This window comes from Pseudomonas sp. 1121_17 (assembly GCF_052850745.1).
The window spans coordinates 171607-190829 of sequence record NZ_VXCX01000002.1; the positions used below are offsets into that span (position 1 = coordinate 171607).

17 protein-coding genes and 2 pseudogenes are annotated in these 19223 nt (G+C 62.2%); 11 read left to right on the plus strand and 8 right to left on the minus strand.

Going from position 1 to position 19223, the window contains the following annotated elements:
• Window positions 1-93: 93 nt before the first annotated feature.
• On the minus strand, window positions 94-1674 hold the full coding sequence (locus tag FW789_RS05630) for an ABC-F family ATP-binding cassette domain-containing protein (protein WP_207074133.1): 1581 nt from the start codon (window positions 1672-1674) through the stop codon (window positions 94-96).
• A 188-nt stretch (window positions 1675-1862) separates the two neighbouring features.
• Window positions 1863-2228 carry a glyoxalase superfamily protein gene (locus FW789_RS05635; RefSeq protein WP_101319019.1) on the minus strand — a complete coding sequence of 122 codons (366 nt, stop codon included), beginning with the start codon at window positions 2226-2228 and terminating at the stop codon, window positions 1863-1865.
• 282 nt (window positions 2229-2510) lie between these two features.
• Here FW789_RS05635 and FW789_RS05640 point away from each other — a divergent pair, with 282 nt between their 5' ends.
• Genes FW789_RS05640 through ureG form a run of 8 tightly spaced genes read left to right on the plus strand, consistent with a single transcriptional unit; the run spans window position 2511 to window position 8060 of the window.
• On the plus strand, window positions 2511-3344 hold the full coding sequence (locus FW789_RS05640; protein ID WP_207074131.1) for an urease accessory protein UreD: 834 nt from the start codon (window positions 2511-2513) through the stop codon (window positions 3342-3344).
• A gap of 10 nt (window positions 3345-3354) precedes the next feature.
• Window positions 3355-3657: an urease subunit gamma gene (locus FW789_RS05645; protein WP_101319021.1), complete on the plus strand. Its 303-nt coding sequence runs from the start codon at window positions 3355-3357 to the stop codon at window positions 3655-3657.
• Between the two features lie 10 nt (window positions 3658-3667).
• Window positions 3668-3985: an urease subunit beta gene (locus tag FW789_RS05650; protein WP_103437185.1), complete on the plus strand. Its 318-nt coding sequence runs from the start codon at window positions 3668-3670 to the stop codon at window positions 3983-3985.
• On the plus strand, window positions 3982-5685 hold the full coding sequence (gene ureC, locus FW789_RS05655) for an urease subunit alpha (RefSeq protein WP_207074130.1): 1704 nt from the start codon (window positions 3982-3984) through the stop codon (window positions 5683-5685). The genes FW789_RS05650 and ureC overlap by 4 nt, the downstream gene beginning before the upstream one ends.
• 10 nt (window positions 5686-5695) lie before the next feature.
• Window positions 5696-6193, plus strand: coding sequence for an urease accessory protein UreE (ureE, locus tag FW789_RS05660; RefSeq protein ID WP_150571947.1), 498 nt, complete (start codon window positions 5696-5698; stop codon window positions 6191-6193).
• Window positions 6194-6205: 12 nt separating this feature from the next.
• Window positions 6206-6751, plus strand: coding sequence for a HupE/UreJ family protein (locus tag FW789_RS05665; protein WP_101319029.1), 546 nt, complete (start codon window positions 6206-6208; stop codon window positions 6749-6751).
• A complete protein-coding gene (locus FW789_RS05670) occupies window positions 6751-7425 on the plus strand; it encodes an urease accessory protein UreF (RefSeq protein ID WP_446431112.1) in 675 nt (224 codons plus the stop codon). Before FW789_RS05665 ends, FW789_RS05670 begins: the two co-directional genes overlap by 1 nt.
• Window positions 7426-7436: 11 nt before the next feature.
• Window positions 7437-8060: an urease accessory protein UreG gene (gene ureG, locus FW789_RS05675; RefSeq protein ID WP_103437189.1), complete on the plus strand. Its 624-nt coding sequence runs from the start codon at window positions 7437-7439 to the stop codon at window positions 8058-8060.
• Between the two features lie 96 nt (window positions 8061-8156).
• On the opposite strand, the gene FW789_RS05680 is transcribed toward ureG, so the two are convergent.
• The 5 genes from FW789_RS05680 to FW789_RS05700 all read right to left on the minus strand — a co-directional run bounded on the left by FW789_RS05680 (window position 8157) and on the right by FW789_RS05700 (window position 13350).
• The gene (locus FW789_RS05680; RefSeq protein WP_446431113.1) at window positions 8157-9938 is read right to left on the minus strand and encodes a hypothetical protein; all 1782 of its coding nucleotides are present in this window, start codon (window positions 9936-9938) and stop codon (window positions 8157-8159) included.
• Window positions 9935-10687, minus strand: coding sequence for a hypothetical protein (locus tag FW789_RS05685; protein ID WP_207074127.1), 753 nt, complete (start codon window positions 10685-10687; stop codon window positions 9935-9937). Before FW789_RS05685 ends, FW789_RS05680 begins: the two co-directional genes overlap by 4 nt.
• A gap of 239 nt (window positions 10688-10926) precedes the next feature.
• A complete protein-coding gene (locus tag FW789_RS05690; protein ID WP_446431114.1) occupies window positions 10927-11223 on the minus strand; it encodes a hypothetical protein in 297 nt (98 codons plus the stop codon).
• Window positions 11224-11348: 125 nt separating this feature from the next.
• Complete coding sequence (locus FW789_RS05695) at window positions 11349-12701, minus strand: GntP family permease (protein WP_446431115.1); 1353 nt, start codon at window positions 12699-12701, stop codon at window positions 11349-11351.
• Between the two features lie 109 nt (window positions 12702-12810).
• A complete protein-coding gene (locus FW789_RS05700) occupies window positions 12811-13350 on the minus strand; it encodes a gluconokinase (RefSeq protein WP_103437194.1) in 540 nt (179 codons plus the stop codon).
• 206 nt (window positions 13351-13556) lie between these two features.
• Between FW789_RS05700 and FW789_RS05705 the strand changes: the two genes are divergently transcribed.
• The 3 genes and pseudogenes from FW789_RS05705 to FW789_RS05715 form a co-directional block, all read left to right on the plus strand.
• The gene (locus FW789_RS05705) at window positions 13557-14576 is read left to right on the plus strand and encodes a LacI family DNA-binding transcriptional regulator (protein WP_186698313.1); all 1020 of its coding nucleotides are present in this window, start codon (window positions 13557-13559) and stop codon (window positions 14574-14576) included.
• A 159-nt stretch (window positions 14577-14735) separates the two neighbouring features.
• Window positions 14736-15452 (plus strand): annotated as a pseudogene (locus FW789_RS05710) (PAS domain-containing protein); the annotation flags it as partial.
• Between the two features lie 108 nt (window positions 15453-15560).
• Window positions 15561-15989: pseudogene (locus FW789_RS05715) on the plus strand (methyl-accepting chemotaxis protein); the annotation flags it as partial.
• Here the strand turns inward: FW789_RS05715 and FW789_RS05720 are convergent.
• The gene (locus FW789_RS05720; RefSeq protein ID WP_446431116.1) at window positions 15964-19221 is read right to left on the minus strand and encodes a transporter substrate-binding domain-containing protein; all 3258 of its coding nucleotides are present in this window, start codon (window positions 19219-19221) and stop codon (window positions 15964-15966) included. The pseudogene FW789_RS05715 and the gene FW789_RS05720 overlap by 26 nt on opposite strands.
• Window positions 19222-19223 lie beyond the last annotated feature (2 nt).

The window sequence follows — 19223 nt, forward strand, 5'->3', positions numbered from 1 at the left end:
TCTTGCAGATGCCCGATCACTCGGGCTGCTGTTATTTGCGCACCACGCCACGATAATACATCCGCCGCAGATCGGAAACGTCCAGTCTCAGATTCATCCAAGCCGTAGCGAATCGTGCAGTTGCAGACGTTGTAGAAAAGCCTGGTCATGGGAGACCACCAGTAGACCACCGCAGAACTGATCGAGCATCCGTTCCAGCGCCAGCAGCGACGGCAGGTCGAGGTGATTGCTCGGTTCGTCCAACAGCAGCAGGTCGACCGGCCACTGGCGGTAGATGAGCCCGGCCAGAGCGGCCTTGAGCCGTTCGCCGCCGCTGAGCAGGGCAGTGGGCATCTCCACCCTTGCCGCGTCCAGGCCCAATTGCGCCAGGCGGGTCCGCACCTCGCTGTGGGCCAGCCCTGGGTTGGCCAGGCGCAGGAAGGCGAGGGCGCTCAGTTCGGCGGGCAGCAGGCTGTAATATTGGTCGAGCAGGGCGACCTCACCGTATACCTGAAAGCTACCTGCGCTGGCCTGGAGCTGGCCCGCCAGCACTTTCAACAGTGTCGATTTGCCGGTCCCGTTGGCGCCGATCACAGCCATGTGCTCACCGCTGCGCAGATGTAGATCGAGCGGCTTGCAGTTGCCCCGGGGCAACTGCAAGCCGCTGACGCTCAGCACCGATTTGCCTTGGCTGCGGCCAGCGTCCGGCACGTGCATGACGATGGGGCGGTTGCGTTCGACCTGCTCGTTGGCCTGGCGCAGTTGCGCGCGCAGCTTGGCCTCGGCTGCCTGGTGTTCGCGCTGCTGTCTACCGGCAGTGGCCTGGCTGCGCTGCTGCTGACGGCCGATAAGGATTTTTGCTTGATTGGCTTTTCTGGCCTGGCGCCCCGCGTCGGCTTGCCGCCGCTCGAGGCTCTCGCGTTGCTGTTGCAGCGCCTGCGTCTGACGGCGCCGTTCGTGCTTGAGGCGATCAAGGGTGTTCAGGGCACACGCCTGCTCATGCGCTTTGGCGTGCTCATAGTGCCGGTAGTCACCGGCGTAGCTGCGCAGGCCTTGCGGGGTTAGCTCGACAATCCGCTGCATGTGCCCAAGCAGGGTGCGATCGTGGCTGATTACCAGCAGGCCTTTGTCCCAGCCCAGCAGCATCTGGTGCAGTAGCTGGCGAGCATCCACGTCGAGGTGGTTGCTCGGCTCATCAAGGATCAGATAATCGGCCTGGCTAACCAGCGCGCCGATCAGCGCCACACGCATCGCCTGGCCCCCGCTCAAGCTCGCTGCATCGCGCTCCAGCTCAAGCTGGCCGAGCCCATGGCGGTCCAGCTGGGCTTGTACTCGCTCGCGGATATCCCAGCGTTCAGCCACTAGGTCGAAATCTACCGGGTCAGCGCTGCCTGCTTCTATACGCTGCAGCGCAGCAACGACCGAACCCACCTGCGCCAGCTCTGCCACTGTGCTGCACTGGCTTATAAAATGTTGATGAAGGTAATGCACCCGGCCGCTGCGCAGGCAGCAACCCTCGCTGGGTGCCAGCGAGCCGGCGAGTATCTGCCCGAGCAGGCTCTTGCCCACGCCATTGACACCGACCAGGCCGGTGCGGCGTTGGTCGAAGGATTCACTGATCGGGGCAAACAGCTGCCTGCCATCCGGCAAGGCCAAGGTGACGCCGTCCAGCGTCGGGATCGAGGTATTGGTCATGCACAACTCCACTCATGCCGCGACATCCCCAGGCGAGAGCTTAGGGCTGAAGGCTGGCCGTCGAGGTGACGGCGGCATCAATGGCGCATTGGACCAATACCTGTTTGAAGGGATGAAGGCCAAGCCTAGCGGATGCCCTGGCATGGGTAAAGCCTGAACCCGCTAGGCCGGCTGGCCGAGGGCAACCGTTAGTCTTCGCTCTGCTGGCAGAAGCGCAGGCGGTTGCCGAACGGATCCCAGATCTGCATCTGCAAGCCCCAATCGACGGTTTCGGCCTCGGGGCGGGCATAGCCGTACTGTTTGTCCTGCAGTTCACGCTCCAGCGCGCGCAGGTCGTCGATGCGGGCAAAGATGGTAGAGCCGGGCGAGGCGTCACCGTGGTGTTCCGACAGATGCAGGATCAGCCCATCGCGACGGATTTGTGCGTACAGCGGCAGATCCGGGCTGAACCGGTGCTCCCAATCGAGCGTGAACCCGAGAAAATCGAGATAGAACTCTTTGGCCTTGTCGACCGAGAAGATCCGCAGGATCGGGATGGCAGGGGCTAATTGCATGGTGACTTCCTTGGTCAGCTGAAGGCGCTACTGTAACCCGCTTCGCGTCCTCCAGCACCAAACTGGCAGCACTGAAACGGGGCCGGGCGGCGCCCTCTAAGTGTGCGGCATGCCCCCCGGTGCCCCTTGCCAGAGCGGTTTATGCCTCGCGCCAGGGCAAAGTTGGCCCGCAATCTGCAAAGCATCCCCAAAGCAAAATTGATCGACTGGTCAGACGCGGCGCGCAACGGCGCCACGCTGATCGGCTCAGGGCCGCAGGGCCGGGATTTTCAGGGGGCCAGGATGTCTTTGGCGCAACAGATCGAGCAGCAAGACGACGACAGCGGGTGGAGCGCCTACCTGCAACTGCGCTTTGTGCAACGCGACGGCGTGACCCGCCTTGGTGCGCGCAAGCATTTCGGACCTCTTTTGGTGCAGCGACCGTTTTACCCGGAAGGCAGCCCATGCCACGTGTACATCCTGCACCCGCCAGGCGGCATCGTCGCCGGCGACCGGCTTGAGCTGGACATCCAGCTGGAAGCCGGCAGCCACGCGCTGCTGACCATGCCCGGTGCGAGCAAGTTCTACCGCAGCATCGGCCCGACCGCACGCCTGCATCAGCACTTTCACCTGCAGGCCGGGAGCACCCTGGAATGGCTGCCTCAGGACAGCATCTTCTTTTCCGGCGCCAGGGCGAGCCTGGACAGCCGCTTCACTCTGGAGCCGGGTGCGCGTTTGCTCGCCTGGGAAACGCTATGCCTGGGCCGTCCGGTAATGAACGAGCGCTTCGAGCAAGGCGCGCTGGACAGCCGCCTGCGCGTCGAACTGCCGGGCGATCCGGGCCTGCACGAGCGCCTGCGCATCGAGGGCGGGCGCCTGGACAAGGTCGGCGGGCATCCACTGCTGGCGACCTTTTGCGCCGCGCCCGCTGACCAGGCGTTGCTGGAGCAGGTCCGCGAGCTGCTCGACAGCCTTGGCAACCCGGTCGGGGCAACCCTGCTGGGCGAGCTGCTGGTGATCCGCCTGCTCGATCACGACAACCAACATCTGCAACACACCCTGCAGCGCCTTTGGCATGTGCTGCGCCCGGCCGTTCTCGGCCTGGCGCCATGCTCGCCGCGCATCTGGGCTACCTGAGAGAGACGCCGTGGAACTGACCCCCAGAGAGAAAGACAAGCTGCTGCTGTTCACTGCCGCATTGCTGGCCGAGCGCCGCCTGGGCCGTGGCCTGAAGCTCAACTACCCGGAAGCCCTGGCGTTGATCAGCGCCGCGGTGATGGAGGGTGCCCGCGATGGCCGTACCGTCGCCGAACTGATGAGCCTTGGCCGTGAGGTGCTGCGGCGCGATCAGGTCATGCCCGGCGTACCGGAAATGATCCATGACGTGCAGGTCGAGGCAACCTTTCCTGACGGCACCAAATTGGTGACCGTTCATGATCCTATCGTCTGAGGAGGCCGGCATGATTCCGGGTGAAATCCAGGTCGCCGCTGGCGACATCGAGCTCAACGTGGGCCGGGCAACGGTCAGCGTCAAGGTTGCCAATCACGGTGACCGGCCGGTACAGGTCGGCTCGCATTACCACTTCTATGAAGTCAACGACGCGCTGGTGTTCGAGCGTGAGCCGACCCTGGGCTTTCGCCTGGATATCCCGGCCGGCACCGCGGTGCGCTTCGAGCCCGGCCAGGCGCGTACCGTGCAGTTGGTGGCCTACGCCGGCAAGCGCGAGATATATGGTTTTCAGGGCAAGGTGATGGGCCCATTGGAGGGCAGGCCATGAGCCGGCTGTCGCGTCGCGCCTATGCCGACATGTTCGGTCCGACCGTGGGCGACCGGGTGCGCCTGGCGGACACGGCGCTGTGGGTCGAGGTCGAGAAAGACTTCACCATCTATGGTGAAGAGGTCAAGTTCGGCGGCGGCAAGGTCATCCGTGACGGCATGGGTCAGGGCCAAATGTTGGCGGCCGAGGCGATGGACCTGGTCCTGACCAACGCACTGATCATCGACCACTGGGGCATCGTCAAGGCAGACATCGGCATCAAACACGGGCGGATTGCCATGATCGGCAAGGCCGGCAACCCGGATGTGCAGCCTGGCGTCACCGTACCGGTCGGCCCTGGCACCGAGGTCATCGCCGCCGAGGGCAAGATCGTCACTGCGGGCGGCATCGACTCGCATATCCACTTCATCTGCCCACAGCAGGTCGAAGAGGCCCTTACCAGTGGCGTCACCACGTTTATCGGCGGCGGGACCGGGCCGGCCACTGGCACCAACGCCACTACCTGCACACCTGGCCCTTGGTACATGGCGCGCATGCTGCAAGCGGCCGACAGCCTGCCGATCAATATCGGCCTGCTCGGCAAGGGCAATGCCTCGCGCCCTGAAGCGCTGCGCGAGCAGATCGCTGCTGGCGCAGTCGGGCTCAAGCTGCATGAAGACTGGGGATCGACTCCGGCTGCGATCGACTGCTGCCTGAGCGTGGCCGAAGAGATGGACATCCAGGTCGCGATCCACACCGACACACTCAATGAGTCGGGCTGTATCGAAGACACTCTTGCCGCCATCGGCGACCGCACCATTCATACCTTCCACACCGAAGGCGCCGGCGGCGGCCATGCCCCGGACATCATCCGCGCAGCAGGGCAGGCCAACGTGCTGCCTTCGTCGACCAATCCGACCTTGCCGTACACCGTCAATACCGTCGACGAACACCTCGACATGCTGATGGTTTGCCATCACCTCGACCCAAGCATTGCCGAAGACGTAGCGTTTGCCGAGTCGCGCATTCGCCGTGAGACGATTGCCGCCGAGGACATCCTCCATGACATGGGCGCATTTGCCATGACCTCGTCCGATTCGCAGGCCATGGGCCGAGTTGGCGAAGTGGTCATTCGCACCTGGCAAGTAGCCCATCAGATGAAGCTGCGCCGCGGCCCGCTGGCATCCGACAGCGACTACAGTGACAACTTCCGGGTCAAGCGCTACATCGCCAAGTACACCATCAACCCGGCAGTGACCCACGGCATCGCCCATGAAGTCGGCTCGCTGGAAGTCGGCAAGCTGGCTGACCTGGTGCTTTGGAAGCCTGCCTTCTTCGCGGTCAAACCGGCCTTGGTGATCAAGGGTGGGATGATCGTCACCGCGCCGATGGGCGATATCAACGGCTCGATTCCAACGCCGCAGCCTGTGCACTACCGGCCGATGTTCGGCGCACTGGGCGCCGCTCGCCATGCCACACGCATGACTTTCGTGTCGCAGGCAGCGCTCGATCAGGGCGTGGTCGAGCAGCTCAACCTGCAGAGCCTGATCGGCGTGGCCAAGGGCTGCCGCCAGGTGCGCAAGCGCGACATGGTCCTGAACACGCTGCAACCGCAGATCGAAGTCGATGCACAAACCTATCAGGTGCGTGCCGACGGCGAGCTGTTGGTGTGTGAACCAGCCAGCGAACTGCCGTTGGCGCAGCGCTATTTTCTGTTTTGAAGGAGCACCCATGATTGTTCTCAACCGGCGCATCAGCGCCGCCGACAGCGCCGAGCAGACGATTACCGGCACCGTGACCCTGAGTGTCGATAGCCGGATCAAGAGCCGCCTGCGGGTGACCCTGGACGATGGCCGTGATGCCGGCCTGATGCTTGAGCGTGGCCACCTGCTGCGTGGCGGCGAGCTACTCGGCGATGCCGACGGCGTGCACCTGGTGCGCGTGCTGGCTGCTGCAGAGTCGGTCTCGACCGTGCGCTGCAGCGACCCGTTGCTGCTGGCGAGGGCAGCCTATCATCTGGGCAACCGCCACGTGCCGTTGCAGATCGATGCCGGCCTGCTGCGTTATCAGCATGACTATGTGCTGGACGACATGGTCCGTGGCCTTGGCCTGCAGGTCACGGTCGAGCAGGCACCGTTCGAGCCTGAAGCCGGCGCTTACCAGAGTGCGCCACACAGCCATGCCCACGGCAATGATCACCCCTTCGTGCGTATGCCCGCTGCCCACTAATAAGGAACCCAGATGAAAAAGACACTCGCCCTTGCCCTACTGTTGGTGGCCGTACCGGCCTTCGCGCACCCCGGTCATGACAGCAGCCCGCTGCACGATGGCCTGCTGCATCCGTTGACCGGCCTTGATCACTTGCTGATGTTGCTCGGTACCGGCGTGCTGGCGGCCTTGACCCGGCGCAACTTGCTGTTGCCGCTGGCAACCCTGGCAGCGATGTTTGCCGGTGCTGTGTTTGGCCATCTGTTCGGTGGTGTGCTGGGCATGGAAAGCATGATCGTCGGCTCGCTATTGGTGGCAGCAGCGGCGTTGCTGGTACCTGGCCGGCAAGTGTTGCTGGCCCTGGCAATGCCGCTGTTCGCGCTGTTCCACGGCTGGGCACATGGCGTTGAAGCAACCCCAAGCGCCTTCTGGCTGTTCAGTGCCGGGTTCGTTACCGTCAGCGGTTTGCTGCTCGCCGCGGGCTTTACCGTCGGTTGCCTGCTACGCCGCCACGCCAAGCTGCAGAAAGCCTGTGGCGGCGGCCTGCTGGCGTCGGCCGCTGTCATGCTGGTCGGCTGATGGGCAGCGACCTGGCGTTGCTGCGTTTACTGCAGCTGGCCAGCCCGGGCCTGCCGGTGGGCGGCTTCACCTACTCGCAAGGCCTGGAATGGGCGGTCGAGGCCGGCTGGGTAAGCACCACCGAAGGTTTCTGCAACTGGCAGCGTGAGCAGTTGCACGACACCCTCGGTTATCTCGACTGGCCGCTGCTGGCCCGCCTGTACCGCGCGTGCGAGCGCGCTGACGTCGGGGCTTTCGGGCGCTGGAGTCAGTTTCTCCTGGCCAATCGCGAGACCGCCGAGCTGCGCCTTGAAGAGCGCCAGCGGGGTTACGCGCTGGCGCGCATTCTTGACGGCTGGCAGCTCGGGCAAGACCTTGCCTGGCGGCCGCAGCTTGAACTCACCCAGCTAGGCGCGATGGCATGGCTCGCCGTGCACTGGGCAATTCCTTTACGCCAGCTGGCGCTGGGGCTCGGCTTTGCCTGGCTGGAAGGCGCGGTCATGGCGGGCGTCAAGCTGGTGCCGTTTGGCCAGCAGGCGGCGCAGACCGTACTGCGCGACCTGGCCGCCGAACTGCCGGCGGTGCTGGACATGGCGCTGGAGCTGGAAGACGAGCAGTTGGGCGGCGGCCTGCCGCTGCTGGCCATCGCCTCGTCGCGTCACGAAACCCAATACACCCGTTTGTTCCGTTCTTGAGGACTGCCAACATGCAAAGCTATCAGCAACCCCTGCGCATCGGTGTCGGTGGCCCGGTCGGCTCCGGCAAGACTGCGCTGCTCGAGGCCCTGTGCAAGGCCATGCGTGATCACTACCAGATCGCCGTGGTCACCAATGACATCTATACCAAGGAAGATCAACGCATTCTTACCGAAGCCGGCGCCCTGGAGCCCGAGCGGATTGTCGGCGTGGAGACCGGCGGCTGTCCGCATACGGCGATCCGCGAAGACGCCTCTATGAACCTGGCTGCGGTCGAAGCACTGGCGCGCAAGTTCGGTAACCTTGAGGTTATCTTCGTCGAGAGCGGCGGTGACAACCTCAGCGCTACTTTCAGCCCCGAGCTGGCCGACCTGACCATTTACGTCATCGATGTTGCCGAGGGCGAGAAGATTCCGCGCAAGGGCGGCCCAGGGATTACCAAATCGGATTTGTTGGTGATCAACAAGACTGATCTGGCGCCCTATGTCGGCGCATCGCTTGAGGTCATGGAGCGTGATACCAATCGCATGCGTCCAGAGCGGCCCTGGACGTTCAGCAACTTGAAAAAGGGCGAAGGGCTGCAAGCGGTGATCGACTTTATCGTCGAGCGCGGCATGCTTGGTGTCAGGTCGTAAGGCACAAGCGACATCAGTCATGGCTGCAGCAACTGGTCGGCCCTTGAGGGGCCGACCAGTAGGGTTGGTTACCAGCGGGCTATCAGCGCTGCGGGATCAAGCGCTCAATTCGTCGCGGTAGCTGGCCAGGTAGGTCAAGCGCTGATGACTGGCCTTCTCACGGTCGTCGATGATCATTTTCAGGGTGAAAGATGCCTGGTCCAGATACGCTGGCAGCTCCTGGCCAGTAATGTACGTGCCTGACAGTTTGTTGAGTTTGCTCCAGCCATCCTTGAAGGTCTGGGCAAATCGGTCCGATACCACCCCAACCGCCAGCCACTGTCCTGCCTGGCTGATAAAGAATTCGTCGGTAGAGCGGACCAACTGGGCCAGGCGATTGGCACGCAGCCGTGCGCTATTGCCGGCGCTCTCATAGCTGGAAACCTGATCCGTCGCCTGGTCGAGGATGACCTGCATGAAATCGGAGAACGATTTGAAAAAGAAGGCCATTTCTTCAACGATTTCCTTGGTCCGTTTGAGCGCGCTCACGCTCAGGTTCAACGATCGAACGGCAAGTTCGATGTTCTGTTTCTCGTTGCGCTGACCGGCAAGCAGGGCAGTGAGGTTTACTAGCTCGGAAGCTTGCTCACGGCGGGTATTTTCGTATTCCTCGGCTTTACCGAGCATCTGCATCTGCATGTCGCGCAAATTGCCTGCTTGTTTGCGTTGCTCCTCACTCAGCGATGCGGCATGTTCGCCGATGGCTTTGAGCGCCGCCTCCAGTTGTGACAGCTCCTGGCTGAGTTCGCCTTGCCGTGCGGCTACCTTTTCAAGGTCGGCCTGGACATCGCTGATACGGCCATCGAGGGTACCCTTGGCCGGATCAGCGGCGTCGGCGTTGCGCTTGCTCAAGTCATCCAGGTTGGACTTCAACTTGTCACGCTGCTCGTTGAGCAGCGTTTGCTCTGCACGCAGCTCGGAGCGCGCTTTTTTCATCTGGATACCTTTGTGCAGGCCATCGGCCTGGTTCTGCTGGCCAAGCCCCGCCGCGGCCGCCATCGAGGCGCCGCCAATCACGGCCGATGCGCCGCCGGTAGCTCCCATGGCTACCATGGGCAGCAGCGCCCCCAGCATCTGTGCGCCGGTCTTCAAAAGCGACGCCCAGAACGATTTTTGCTCGGCGGTCTTCGCCTGTGAACCGTATTCCTGCGCCAGCTTTTCATAGCGGGCAACCTGTTGCTGCAAGTCGGCGACCAGACCCTCGAGCATCTCGCGCCGAGCATTAGCGATGACGAGTTCGCTCTGCAGCTTGCTATCTGCCTGAATGGTATCGCTTAGCGCGACTTCGCTGCGTGCGGTCGCGTCGGCGGTGTTACGGATGATGACATCGTATCTGTCCGCGATCGTGGTAAGGCTGTCGCGCACGGTAATTGCCGCTTGGGTGACTTCGTTGGCCATGGCCAGCAAATCAGCGGTGACGAATTCCTTGATTTCCTCCGGGTCACCGCCTTCCTTCACGTCAAGCCAGTCGGGTAGGCAGTTGCGCAAGGTAGTGCCGATTCTATTGGCGACGCGAATAGCACTCTTGATGCTTCGCTCACTCTCCTGCTGAGCGGTGATCAAGTCATTCATAATCGAGCCGATCCTGACGCGGATGTCTCCCTGCTCCTGGGGCGTGGTGTTGTAGGCGATGTAGAGCAGGTCGATGGCATGGTCGGTATCGTGCTTGGCCCGACTGGTGTCATAGGTGCCTTCGATCTTCTCGACATAGTTGGCGACCAGCGCAGTCTGCTCGGCAGGTAAGCGCAGCGGTGTGGCCCTGCTCAGCGCTTCGATATGGCTGCTTATAGCGCTATCGATACGGGCATTGCGGCTGATGAATGGAATGACTTCGCTCATGGGAATGGCCTTTTTGGTGGGTTATCGGGGCTGCAGTCCACTTCCCAGGAGGTCGGGAAGCGCACGCCTTGGTCGCGTAAAGGCGACCAGGCTTTTTCCAGAAGACGCCGGCCGGCGATCAGGTTGGCTTGAGCAGGCGGCTCAAGCAGGGCAAGGGCGTCGGCTTGGCATTTACGCGGATTGGCCGTGTTTCCAGCGCAGTCGTCGCCGGCAAACAGGAAATCGTCAACGTCGTGGGTAATGCTCTGCCTGGTTTCGCGTGACGAGGCCAGCAGCGACTTGACTGCTGCGATCTGGCGCTCGGCCGAGCGGCCGATGGCAATGCTGTATTGGATAGCCGCTATCTCGTTACTAATGCTGCGCAGAGCCTGGTCGTGTTCAGGTCGCCACGGTAGGGATTGGTAGCGCTGGCGTTCCTGTTGCAGCTGTCGCTCCAGACGCCCGCGTGCGGCTTCCAGCTCAGGCAGGCGCCTGATCTCGCCGCCGACACTGTTTTCGATGTGCTGAATACGGCTAATCATCAGTTTTTCCACGCTTTGCAGGTGTCCTGTGCAGACAGCCATGCGTGCCTCCAGCACGGGCTCCAGGCTGGCATGGGCTGCGTTGCCGTAAAGCACTGCACCCAGCGCGAGCAGCACGCACGGCTGAGCAAGCGATGAGTGCAACCTGTGGCACATTCGGAAAGTGATTTTCATTGGGCACCTCGCTACGAATTCCCTTGAACACCCGTCACGGACTGCTGCAAACACGCGCGACGGTGGTCCTCAGGTGGTGCCGGGATTAAGCCCCGGGCGCCATCTGCGAATAAGCAGGAAAGGCTCTACTTGGAGCTGAGCGCTGAGTTAAGTGAGGAAGCTCAAGCGTGGAGACGAGCCCGAGAGGGCGGAGGAGGGGTAACGCTTGAGGCCAAGCGTTACCAGGCGAGGGTCATCAGTTGCCTACGATCTGGCCAGCATTCGCCGCAAGCCATCGTCGGGCAAGCGTCATTTCAAGGCTGAGGGTTACTGCTGCCAGATCCCTCGCCCTTGCCCACGGGAGCGTCGGGAGTACCCATGCCCGGCAGCTTGTGATCATTGCTCTGGCTGGCAGGAGGACTGTCTGGATCATTGCCGTTCAGGCGAGGGTCAGTGTTGCGTGGCATGGGTGTTTCGATAGGATTGAGTGTGCTGTCTGCACCAGGCTTGGGCGCGCTGTTATGCGGGTCGTCCGGGTAGGTCGGGCCAGTACCGGCGGCCATGGCCAAAGGCGTTGCGAGCACGGCGGCAAGCAGCAGGAAGCGTTTCATGGGCAAGCTCCTTTGCGTGGATAAAGTGCCAGCCTTGCCGCTGAACAGAAGCTGATCACACGGCAAGGCCCTTATCTCACTTGAGCCTGACACCCCACGCTAGGTGCCAGTATCCCGACCAACGGTCAGACGAACTGCGCCAGCAACATGATGAAGATGATGCCGACCACCGACAGGATGGTCTCCATCATGCTCCAGGTCTTGAACGTTTCTGCTACGGTCATGTTGAAGTACTGCTTGACCAGCCAGAAACCGGCGTCGTTGACGTGGGACAGAATCAGCGAACCGGCGCCGGTGGCCAGCACCAGCAGCTCACGGTTGACCCCTGGTACCAACGCGATCACCGGTGCAACGATACCGGCGCCGGTGATGGTCGCTACCGTTGCCGAGCCTGTGGCGATCCGGATGACCGCCGCCACCAACCAGGCCAGCATGATTGGCGATATCTGCGCTTGCACCGCCATCTGGCCGATGACGTTGCCTACGCCAGTGTCAACCAGCATCTGCTTGAAGCCGCCGCCAGCGCCGACAATCAACACGATGGCAGCGGTGGGGGCCAGGCTCTGGTCAAGCATCTTCATGATCTGCTGACGGTTGAAGCCGCGCGCCGCGCCGAAGGTGTAGAACGCCAGCAGCAGCGCCGCGAGCAGGGCGGTGATCGGGTGGCCGATCAGGTCCATCCACTGGCGCACGAGGTTTTCAGCGGGCAGCACCACATCAGCAAACGTCTTCAGCAACATCAGCACTACCGGCAACAGCACGGTGATCAGGGTGATGCTGAAGCTTGGCAGGTTGCGCTGGTCGGACTCGCGAGCAATCTGGTCCATCAGCTCTTGCGACGGGTTGCCCGGGATGTAACGCGAGATGAAATTGCCGTACAGCGGGCCGGCGATGATTGCCGTCGGCAGCGCTACCAGCAAACCGTAGAAAATGGTCTTGCCGATGTCGGCATTGAAAATGCCGATCGCCAGCAGCGGGCCTGGATGCGGCGGGACCAGTCCATGCACGACGGACAGGCCTGCCAACAGCGGAATACCGATCTTGACCAAGGACACCCCGGTGCGCCGAGCTACGATGAACACCAGCGGGATCAGCAGCACGAAGCCGATTTCGAAGAACAGCGGGATGCCCACCAGAAATGCGGCGAACATCATGGCCCAGTGCACCTTCTGTTTGCCGAAGGCGCGGATCAGGGTCTGCGCGATCTGGTCAGCGCCGCCGGAGTCGGCCATCAGCTTGCCGAGCATGGTGCCCAGTGCAAGCACGATGCCGACAAAGCCAAGCACGCCGCCAAAGCCGTCCTGAAACGACTTCATGACCTTGGCAACGGGCATGCCCGAGGTCAGGCCGAGAAAGCCCGCAGCCAGGGTCAGGGCAACAAAAGGATGCACCTTGAAGTGGGTGATCAGCAGAATGAGCCCGATGATGGTCACCAGGGCATCGAGTAGCAGGAACGTATCGGTAGCCAGTCCGAACATGATTAATGAGCCTCGGTTTTGTCTTTGTTGTTAGGCGTAGCGTTATGGAACTTCTGGTGCTTTTTGACGTCGAGACAGCGCTGTCTTTGGTGAGCTGGTAAACCGCCGCTCAGGCGATTCGCGCCAATGTCCGCTCACCGCAGGGCTTTAACCAGTCGTGTACGCTTTCGGCCAATGCGGCTACCGGCTGGGTTGCGTCCAGCGCCAAAGTGAGTGGCTCGCCACGAGGGGATTCGAGGGCGGCAAACTGGCTTTCGATAAGGCTGGCAGGCATGAAGTGGCCAGGACGGGCCAGCACGCGCTTCTCGGCCTCGGCAGGGGTCAGTTCGAGGAACACGAAGCCCAGCTCAGGCACGGCTTCACGCAATGCATCGCGATAGCGGCGCTTCAACGCAGAGCAGGTCAGGATTGGTCGTTCGCCGGCCTTGAGCGTGGTCTGTAGTTCCTGGCCGAGCAGCACCAGCCAACCGGCACGGTCGGCATCATCGAGCGGCACGCCAGCGCTCATTTTTTCGATATTGGCAGCGGGGTGAAAAGCATCGCCTTCGATCAGCCGACCGCCACTGCGGGCGGCAATGGCAGCGCCGATGCAGCTTTTGCCGCAGCCTGCTACACCCATCACCACGATCGCGGACAGGGGAGAGTTCATCAGTACCTCCTGCAGGTAAGATAGCGCTGTCTCGACATGGGCGTCGATGTGTGGGCGCCACCCTCCCGGATGTTATTGGTCTTGTCTAACGCAGTATGGTCGCTCGACGCAGGGCAATTGAGAAAGATTACATTGCCTGTGTCCTGGGACAGCGCTACCTTAGTGGCCGTTCCCCACCCTTGGCAAGTAGTAAAATTACAACACCCATGTCACGCACCGGCTCCCGCACTACTGGTCGTCCCACCCTGGCAGAAGTTGCCAGGCTCTCCGGCGTTTCACCGATAACGGCCTCGCGGGCGTTGCGCGGGGTCGCCACCGTTGCCCCTGAACTGGCCGAAAAAGTCCTCGCTGCGGCGGCCACCCTGGGTTACATCGCCAACCCGGCAGCCCGCGCGCTGGCCTCGGCGCGCAGCCATTCGGTGGTGGTATTGATCCCATCGCTGTCCAACCAGCTGTTCATCGATACCCTCGAAGCGATCCACGCAGTGATGCGTCCGCGCGGTCTCGAAGTGCTCATCGGCAACTATCACTACGACGTTGATGAAGAAGAGAACCTGATCCGCAACTACCTCGCCTATCAGCCCTGTGGCGTACTGTTGACCGGCTTTGATCGCACCGAAGGTTCGCGCCATTTGCTGGCTGCCAGCCGAGTGCCCTGTGTGCACATGATGGAGCTGGGTGAGCAGGCAGATGCGGTGTCTGTAGGGTTCTCTCAGCAGCAGGCAGGCTACGCTGCCGCCCGCCATTTGATCGAGCGGGGTCGACGGCGGCTGGCGTTCATTGCCGCGCAGCTCGACCCGCGGGTAATGCAGCGCGCCGCAGGCTTTCGCCAGGCGTTGCTTGAGGCCGGATTGCAAGCGCCCGAACTGGAGCTGCTGGCCGCACAGCCCTCGTCAATTGGTCTTGGCGGCGAACTGTTCAGCCGCTTGTTGGCACAGGCGCCAGAGGTCGACGGGGTGTTCTTTTGTAACGATGACCTTGCTCAGGGCGCAGTCCTGCAGGCCCTGCGCCAAGGCATCGCAGTGCCGCAACGGGTGGCCATGGTCGGCTTCAACGACCTGCCAGGTTCTGCGCACATGGTGCCGCCGTTGACCTCGATCCGGACCCCGCGTGCTGCCGTTGGTCGGGCCGCGGCGCAAGCGCTGCTGGCGATGCTTGATGGCAAGCGGGTGAGCGCTACGCGTCAGGATCTGGGCTTTGAGCTGATGGTTCGGGAGAGTACCTGAAGCGGCTGATTGCAAGGTGATATCAGCGGCCTTGCGCCGTTTCGCCGGCGATCTATGCTGAGGGCACCCCGTCCACGCAAGGAGCCCGGCGTCATGTTCGATTACCATCGCAAATCCGATATCGTCGAAATCCAGCGCTGTCATCAGGCCTTGGTGGGGATGGAGGCCAGACTGGCCGCGATCAGTCGGTCGATGGCCATGATCGAGTTCACTGCCGACGGCACTATCATTGCCGCCAACGATAAATTCTGCCGGGCATTGGGCTATAGCGCCCAGGAGATCGCGGGCAAGCATCATCGCCTGTTCTGCGATCCGGAGTACGCCAAAAGCCCGGCTTACCAGCAATTGTGGCAAGCGCTGGGCAGAGGCGAGGCCATCAGCGGTACCTTCGAGCGCGTCGACAAGGCTGGCCGCGAGGTCTGGCTGCAAGCCAGTTACATGCCCGTGCTGGATGAGCAACAGCGCGTCACCAGTGTGATCAAGGTCGCTTCTGACATCACTCAGCGGATCCACGGCGAGCACGAAAGCGAAGCCCTGCTGCAGGCGATTGGCCGATCCATGGCAGTGATCGAATTCACACCACAGGGGCGGGTACTGACTGCCAATACCAACTTCTTGCAAACCATGGGCTACCGGCTCGAAGAAGTGGTGGGCCGTCATCATGGACTGTTTTGCCTCGCCCATGAGCGTGAGTCGGCCGAATACCGCGAGTTCTGGGCCTCACTTAACCGCGGTGAGTACCATTTGCACCGTTTCGAGCGAATCAACAAGCAAGGGCAGATTGTCTATCTGGAAGCTTCATACAACCCGATCTTCGATAACAAGGGCCGGTTGGTCAAAGTGGTCAAGTTCGCCAGCGACATCACCGCCCAAGTCAGCACTCAGCAAAGCGCTGCCGATGCCGCCCACGCCAGCTCCGTGCAGACTGACGCCTGCGCGCGTAAAGGCAGCGAGGTGGTGCAGCAGACCGTACAGGTGATCGAACAAATCTCTCAAGAGCTGAGCGACGCTGCGCGGACCATCGACGCTGTCAGCAAGCAGTCGGAGATCATCGGCCAGATTGTATTGACCATTCGCGGCATTGCCGACCAGACCAACCTGCTGGCACTCAACGCCGCAATCGAGGCGGCGCGCGCCGGTGAGCATGGCCGTGGTTTCGCTGTGGTAGCCGATGAAGTACGTAATCTCGCTGCACGCACCAGCAAGGCCACCCTGGAGATCGTCGATGTGGTCAGGCAGAACCATGACTTGTCACTGACTGCGGTCGCCAGCATGCAATCGAGCTTGTCGCACACAGGGCGCGGCGTGCAGTTGGTCAACGAGGCGGGCACGGTCATTCTGGAGATTCAGCAAGGCTCACGGCACGTTGTCGATGCAATCGGTCAGATCAGTTCGACGCTGCAATTGCATTGAGCCCAGCGCGCAGTTCACCTTGCAGGGTGTGCAGGCTTGCCTGCAATTGCTGGCGGGCGGCTGCGCTGGGTTGGTCCGAGGCCAAGACCTGCTCGAGTGTCTCGCAGTCGCGCACGACCCCGCGCACCTTGAGCATTTTCGCGCCGCCCTTGATGCGATGCGCAAGGGCGCGTAGCGCAGCGCTCGGCGGGTTTGCTCCCAATGCGTGCAGGGCGGCCAGGTCTTCAGCGGCAGTGCGTGCCAGTTGCTCGAGCAGACGTCTGATCAGTTGCTCGTCACCTTGGGTCAAATTACGCAACTGATCGATGTCGAATCCGCTTGGGCGCGGAGTCGGCGGATTCAATGCGTAGCGCGGCAAGTGCGCCTTGAGGGTATGCAGCCCGATCGGTTTGAACAGACAGTCGTTCATGCCGCTGTCCAGACAGCGGACGCGCTCCTCGGCCTGCGCGTTGGCAGTGACGCCAATGATGGTGCAGGCAGGCTGGCCACTTGCGCGTTCCAGCGCACGAATGCTGCGGCTGAGCTCATGACCATCCATGACCGGCATGCTGCAGTCGGTGATAACCAGATCGAACTCGCCCGCTTGCCAGCTGGTCAGGGCCAGTTGGCCGTTTTCAGCCAACGTCACCTGATGACCGAGGCTGTTCAGTTGTTTGTCGAGCAACAGCAGGTTGGCCGGGTAGTCGTCGACTACCAGAATGCGCAGAGGTTGACCGGGTTGCTGCTGGGTGGCCTCGCTCGTCTGCGGCTGCGATGCAGGCGTTGCGCTGGGCAGCGCCAGGCTGACCTCGACGCGTGTGCCAAGGCCCTCGACGCTTTGCAGCTGCAGCGTGCCGCCCATCAGTTGGGCCAGGCTGCGACTGATCACCAGACCCAGCCCTGCACCTTGCTGGGCGCGTGGGCCGTCGACCTGGGCAAAGCTGTTGAACAGGCGCGCCTGGTTGATGGGGTTGATACCCACGCCACTGTCTTGCACGCATAAGGTCAGTTGCAGCAGCTCTGCCGAGGCCGGCGCGCAGGTGAGGCTAACGAGGATCTCGCCGCGGTCGGTGAACTTGATCGCATTGCTCAGAAGATTGGCCAGGACCTGCTTGAAACGCAGCGGATCGACCAGCACCCAGAGTGGCTGCTCAGGCAGCTCGCTGCGCAGTTGCAGGCGTTTGATCCGGGCATTGCCGTCAAATACGCGCAAGCTGGCACGGACCAGTTCGATCAGATCGGTCGGCACCGGGGTCAGGGTCATGTGGCCAGCTTCGATGCGCGAGATGTCGAGGATGTCGCCAATCAGCTCAAGCAGACCAATTGCCGAATCGTGGGCAGTCTGCAAGGTCAGTGGGTCGCTGCGAGTGCCATCTTCCAGGGCCAGCTCCAGCAAGCCGATAACCGCGTTCATCGGCGTGCGAATCTCGTGGCTCATGGTGGCCAGGAAGGTGCTTTTAGCCTGACTGGCCTGCTCGGCAGCGTCCTTGGCCTGGCGTAGCTGCTCAAGCAGGCCCCGACTGAGGAGCAGTTGCGCCTGCAACGCCCGTTGGGCCTCGGTGCGCTGCTGGATCAGCTTGCGCAGGTAGGTGTTCCAGAACACGACACCGGCCAGCAACACGCCGCCGAGAACCAGCACCTGCAGGGCCAGGCTGCGATAATTGCGCCACGGGCTGTCACTGACCAGGGTGGTGTTGCGCCATCGGTTGACCAGTTGATCCAATTCGTCGGGCGGTATGCTCAGCAGCGCCTTGTCGACAATCGCATGCAGCTCCGGCTGATTGGCAGCCATGGCGAAGGCAGCCATCGCCGGTTCCTCGCCGAACAAGGCGGCAATGCGCAGGCGATTCTTGAACACATGATCTATGTAATAGCGCGCATTGATATGGCTGCTCAAGGCGACTTCTGCTTCACCGTTGGCCACCGCTTCCATCAGCCCCAGTGGTGAATCGACTTCCACCAGCTTGGCCTGTGGATGTTGGCGCTGCACCAGTGCACCCGGCGGAGAGCCACGTACTACTGCGATCCGGCGGTTGTCGATCAATGCCGCCGGGGTGCTGCCGGGGTTGCCGGCGCGGGTGACCAGCACCCGCGGACTGACCAGGTAGGGGCGAGTGAAGCGCAAGCGTGCCGCGCGCTCGCTGCCGTAACCGATCGCGCCGATCATTTGCGCCTCGCCCCGCAGCAGTTGGTCAACCATCTCCTGGACGGCTTCCACTTCGCTGATCTGAAAATCCAGCCCGGTGCGCAAGCTGATCTGCTTGAGCAGATCGAGGGCGACCCCACTGGGGCGTTGCTCGGCGTCGTTGAAGGTTAGCGGCGCCAGGGACGGCGTGACCAGCACCTGGACGCTGCGGTTATGTTCGATCCATTGTTGTTCGGCAGGGGTCAGCGGGGTGTTCAGGCGCTGGAGCAGGAGGCTGGTATTGCCGCTGCTCCAGCGACGCAGAATGTTCAGCCGCTCGCTGTCGCTGATGCGGCTCAGGGCCTGGTTGAGCAACCTGAGCAGGCGCGAGTTGTCGCGGCGTGTCGCGAAGGCGAACGAGCCGCCGGGCAGCGCCGAGAAATGGTCGATGCGCACCTGGCCTTGGTAGCTCTTGCCGATCAGGTAGTCGGTGCTGATTGCGTCGCCCAGGTAGACGTCGGCGTCGCCCATGGCGACCGCAGACAAGCCGCTCAAGGTCGAGCGATAAAGTTGCAGCTGTGCCTGCGGATACTGGGCCTTGACCGTACTGGCCGGCAAGTAATGGTCGACCATCGCCAGCCGCAGCCCAGCCAGGTCATCGCCGTGGCGCAGGGTCTGGACCTGTCGAGCGACGATCACCGGCAGGTCGTCTGCATATGCCTGGCTCAAGGTAAGCTCGGCATTGCTGGCTTCGGTTGCGTTGGAACTGCCCAGCAGATCGATTTGCCCGTCCTGCAAGGCTTTGATGGCCTGTTCGCGGCTGTCAAAGCGCTGCACTTGAACGGCTATGCCCAACTGCTCGCCGATCAAACCAGCATAGTCAGCATTGAGCCCTTCATGATCGGCTGGGGTGATATTGATTTCAAAAGGCAGGTAATCCGGCCCTGAGCTGCCGAGTACCAGCACCTTGTGCTGGTCCAGCCACTCGCGGTCATCGTCGGCAAGGTCCAGTGGAGCAGCAGCGCTGCTCGAGCGTGCCAGCAACTGCCGTGGCTGACTGTCAGCGAGCACGGCCGCAGACACGCCGCTAAGGCTGATCAGGAGTAGCAGTGTGCGCAGGCCGGTCATGA